Source organism: Mycobacterium sp., from assembly GCF_032161845.1.
In the GTDB taxonomy this organism is placed as follows: domain Bacteria; phylum Actinomycetota; class Actinomycetes; order Mycobacteriales; family Mycobacteriaceae; genus Mycobacterium.
On the sequence record NZ_JAVRQA010000280.1, the window covers coordinates 1 to 4,248 of the forward strand.

5 protein-coding genes are annotated in these 4,248 nt (G+C 67.5%); all 5 read left to right on the forward strand.

The genetic code is table 11. The features are described 5' to 3' along the window. Positions 1–99: 99 nt before the first annotated feature. The 5 genes from QOD90_RS15535 to QOD90_RS15555 are packed head-to-tail and all read left to right on the forward strand — an operon-like array spanning position 100 to position 4,181. Positions 100–942, forward strand: coding sequence for a creatininase (locus QOD90_RS15535; protein ID WP_526351202.1), 843 nt, complete (start codon positions 100–102; stop codon positions 940–942). Further along, positions 943–1,653 carry an SDR family NAD(P)-dependent oxidoreductase gene (locus tag QOD90_RS15540; RefSeq protein ID WP_526351204.1) on the forward strand — a complete coding sequence of 237 codons (711 nt, stop codon included), beginning with the start codon at positions 943–945 and terminating at the stop codon, positions 1,651–1,653. 17 nt (positions 1,654–1,670) lie between these two features. Then, a complete protein-coding gene (locus tag QOD90_RS15545; RefSeq protein WP_526351206.1) occupies positions 1,671–2,369 on the forward strand; it encodes an SDR family NAD(P)-dependent oxidoreductase in 699 nt (232 codons plus the stop codon). Between the two features lie 49 nt (positions 2,370–2,418). Beyond that, complete coding sequence (locus QOD90_RS15550) at positions 2,419–3,153, forward strand: TetR/AcrR family transcriptional regulator (RefSeq protein ID WP_526351208.1); 735 nt, start codon at positions 2,419–2,421, stop codon at positions 3,151–3,153. Further along, entirely contained in the window at positions 3,150–4,181 is a 1,032-nt protein-coding gene (locus QOD90_RS15555) for a Rieske 2Fe-2S domain-containing protein (RefSeq protein WP_526351210.1), read from the forward strand. Before QOD90_RS15550 ends, QOD90_RS15555 begins: the two co-directional genes overlap by 4 nt. Positions 4,182–4,248: the final 67 nt, after the last annotated feature.

The following is a 4,248-nucleotide window of genomic DNA, read 5'->3' on the forward strand; positions in this document are numbered from 1 at the left end:
TGGACGTGGTGCGACTGTCCGTAGTAAGAATTGACGGAACAGCGGGATTTACAAATCGATGCAGTATCGATTTGGCTGGTAAATGACATGGAGGCAGCTGTGAGTGACGACCTGATGAGCCCGGTGCGTGGCGCGGGCACCGTCGAGTACGAGTGGATGACCTGGCCCGAGATCGCCGCGGCAGCCGCGGAGGACGCCCCGGTCGTGATCGCGATCGGCGCGACCGAACAACACGGTCCGCACCTGCCCGTGAGCGCCGACTGGGTGGTCCCCCAGGCGCTGCTACGCCTGGCCGCGGCCCGGCGCCCCTTCATCGTGGGTCCGCCGGTGCGGCTCGGGTACCGCTCGCGCCCGGCCAGCGGTGGCGGCCAGCAGTTTCCCGGCACCCTGTCGCTGCGCGCGACGACGTTCATTGCCATGTTGGAGGACCTGCTCGAGGAATTGATCCGCACCGGATTCCGCCGGATCGTGCTGTACAGCTGGCACTTCGAGAACCAGAACTTCGTGTACGAACCGGCCTACCTGGTATCAGGGCGCTTCCCCGGTGTGAAGATCGTCGTCGTCGAGAACGGCATGCCCGACTTCGAAAGTGCCGATCTGGACGTGCTGTTCCCGGACGGCTTCCCCGGCTTGGCCCTCGAGCACGCCGCGGTCATCGAGACCTCGCTGTTCGAATACCTGCGCCCCGATACGGTCCGCATGGACCGCATCGTGGACGACGCCCCCGCCCGCAACGTGCCATGGGACGTGCTGCCGATCGACCCGGCGATGTCGACCCCCACCGGCGTGCTGGCGTCGGCGACCCAGGCCAGTGTGGCCAAGGGCAAACTGCTGACCGACCGGATCGTCGACCACATCGTGGAGATCCTGGACACCGAATTTGAAATGACCGACCGCACTCCGGCATTGGAGATGTTGCTGACCACCGAGGAGGGGCGCTAGATGGCGGGCGCTGCCCTGGTGACCGGGGGCGCAAGCGGCATCGGCCGCGCCACCGCCTATGCGCTCGCGGCCCGCGGCTACCAGGTCGCCGTCGATCACCTCGGCCGCGAGACCGAGGCCAAGCAGGTGGCCAGCGACATCGGCGGGATCGCGTACGAAGCCGACGTCTCGGACGTGACGGCCGTCGATCAGCTGGTCGCCGCCGTCGAATCCGACCTTGGCCCAATTGAAGTCGCGGTGGCCTGTGCGGGCTTCGACGTCGACCTGCCGCTCGAGGAGGTGACGCCAGAGCTGTGGCACAGCAGCCTCGGGGTCATCCTCGGTGGCTGCGTCAACGTGATCGCGGCCGTTGGGCCGCGGATGCGGGCCCGTCGCAACGGCTCGATCGTGGGCATCTCGTCGGAACTGGCCCTGCTCGGCGACGAGGACCACGTGCCGTACGTGACCGCGAAGTCGGCCATGATCGGCCTGGTCCGCTCAGTCGCCCGCGAGTACGGGCCCGACCAGGTCCGGGTCAACGTCATCTGCCCGGGCCCGACGGACACCGAGATGCTCACACCGCGGTGGCGGGACGAGGACTACCGGCACAGCATTCCGCTTCAAAGATTCGGCACCCCTGAGGAATTGGCCCGGGCGATCGTCGACGTCGCTGAGTGGACATGGCTTACCGGCCAGGTGATTTCGCCCAACGGCGGAGTGGTGATCCAGTGAACGCGAAGGTTGCGCTCGTGACGGGAGCGGCCGGCGGCATCGGCCGCGAGATCGTGGCCGCGCTCGGCAAGGCGGGCTGGACGGTCGCCGCGACCGACCTGGCCGAGGCAGGCGAGGTTGCCCACGCCACTCTGACGATTCCGGCCGACCTGCGCGGGCGGGACAACTGCCGGGCGGTCATCGACGCCGTGCTTGCGCGTTTCGGACGGCTGGACCTACTGGTCAACAACGCCGCGACGATGACGGTGGTCGAACCGACCGTGGAGACGATGCCACTGTGGTGGCGCGACATCGAGGTCAATCTGACCGCACCCCTGTGGCTGACCCAAGCGGCGGCAGCCGCACTGCGGGAAAGCGCCGGCCAGATCGTCAACCTCAGCAGCATCTCGGCGCTGCGGGGCGAGGCCGGATTCAGCGCCTATGCCGCGAGCAAGGCCGGGCTGATCGGGATGACGCGGTCGCTGGCCCGCGAGCTCGCACCGGCGATCCGGGTAAACGCAATCGCCCCTGGACCGACCGAGACGGAGCAGCTCAACCGTGACGCCGAATTCCTCGGAGTGGGACTCGACGAGCTGCATCGCCGGTACGCGGCGGGCATGCCGACCGGCCAGCTCATACAGCCCGCCGAGGTGGCCGACGTGGTCGTATTCGTAGCTGGCGCCAAATCTTTCACCGGAGAGTGCGTGCAGATCAACGGCGGGATGCTGATGTCGTGAGACGATCGCAGCACAGTAACGGCGGCGCCACTGGGCGGACGGGATGTCGATGACTCAACACAACATTGATCAGGTCGAGCTCGGGCGTGAAGCCGGCGACTCCGACCGCCGCGGCCACATCCTGGTCGTCGCCGCACGGCTCTTCCGCGAGCGCGGGTACCTCAACACGACCATGACGCAGATCGCCCGCGAGTGCGGACTGGGCCAGTCGTCGCTGTACTACTGGTTCCGGCAGAAGGAGGACATCCTCCTCGGCCTGCTCGCGTTGAACACCATCTCACTCACGTTCGCACAGCGGGTCGTGGCGGAGCCGGGCTCGCCCGCCGTGCGGCTGCTGAGGCTACTGCGCCTCGACATCCTCGAGCTCTGCTCGTCGCCGGTCGACATCTGCGAGGTTGAGGTGCTGGCCGAACAGCAGCCCGACGTGTTCGTCGAGTTCTGGGCCGACACCGCCGCTCTGCACCAGAACATCGCCACCCTCATCAGCGACGGCATCGCGTGCGGCGAGTTCATCGAGTGCGATCCCGAGTACGCTGCGCTGAACATCTGCGCCGCTGAAGAGGGCGTGCAGCGTCGGTACCGCAATTCGGCCGCGCACACTCCTGGCGGTAACAGCCCCTTCCGGCACCAGGACTACTCGCGCGAGCATGTCGCTACCGAACTCGCGGCCATCATGGTGCGCGGACTGCTTCGCGATCCCGCGACGTTGCCGAAACTCACCGCCGCCGCGGCCGCCTACGACGACGTCGTACCCTCGGGATCATCGACGCCGATCGGCGAATGAATTCCAACACCCGCACCGCGGCACTGCGCCGCGGCTGGTTCCCGGTCGCCCGCTCCGTCGACCTCGACCATCCCCGCAAGACGACGTTGCTCGGCCGGCGCCTGGTCGCGTTCCGCACCGCCGACGGGCAACCGCGGGTACTGCCCGACCGGTGTCTGCACCGCGGCGGGGCGCTACACCTGGGCGCCGTCGTCGACGACTCGATCGAGTGCCACTACCACGGTTGGCAATGGCGCGGCACGGACGGGCAGTGCGTCTACATCCCGCCCAACGGATCGTCGGCCCCGATCCCGAAGGCCGCCGTCATCGGCGCCTTCCCCGTCGTCGAGCGCTACGGCCTGGTCTGGACGTGCGTCGGCGATCCGCTGACGGGCCCGCCCGACCTCCCCGAACTCGAACCACTCCGCATGACCTTCTCCGCAGGCGTGCCCGTCGACGTCGAGGCGGGGGTGCTGGCGGCGATGGAGAACTTCCGCGACGTCGCCCAGGCCCCGTTCATACACTCCGCGACGATGGGCAAAGTGCTGCAACAGGTTTCGGAGTTCGAGGTGCGCCGAGAACGATACGAGACCTGGATGACGCGCAGCTACTCCGCCGCCAATGGCGAAGCCGAACCGTTCCGCGACGTCGCGGACCTGACGTTCGACTACCACACGGTGGCGCCGGGCATCGCCACCGTGCTGCTGGATCACGGAGCCGGCGGCAAGCGGGTCGTCATTGAGGCGTTTTGCCCTTCAGATTTGACCGGGTGCCGGATGTTCCTGGTCTCTGGCACGGCGGAGGGCTACACGGCGTTGGATCCGGCTGCGACGCTAGCCACCGAGCTGCAGAAACTGCAAGAGGACTTGCCGACATTGAACAACCTTGACCCGCTGGAGGTGCCGTTCGAGCGCGAGCATTACGAGCTGTCGGTCGAGGCCGACCGCTACACGCTCGCGACGCGTCGCGCCTTCGGCGAGTTCATGCGCGACGCGGCTCGGGCTGCTACGGGGTCGTCGGCCTTAGACGAAGTCGGCGAGTCGGTCTGACGGTCGGGTGATCCCTTTTAGGCCACACCTGGCGCCAACCGATCTTGGGCGGATCGCAGAGCCACGT

Bases quoted from the DNA above. Each gene is read 5' to 3' on its own strand.
- QOD90_RS15550 (WP_526351208.1), top strand. From the start codon at position 2,419: ATGACTCAACACAACATTGATCAGGTCGAGCTCGGGCGTGAAGCCGGC.
- QOD90_RS15555 (WP_526351210.1), top strand. From the start codon at position 3,150: ATGAATTCCAACACCCGCACCGCGGCACTGCGCCGCGGCTGGTTCCCG.
- QOD90_RS15540 (WP_526351204.1), top strand. From the start codon at position 943: ATGGCGGGCGCTGCCCTGGTGACCGGGGGCGCAAGCGGCATCGGCCGC.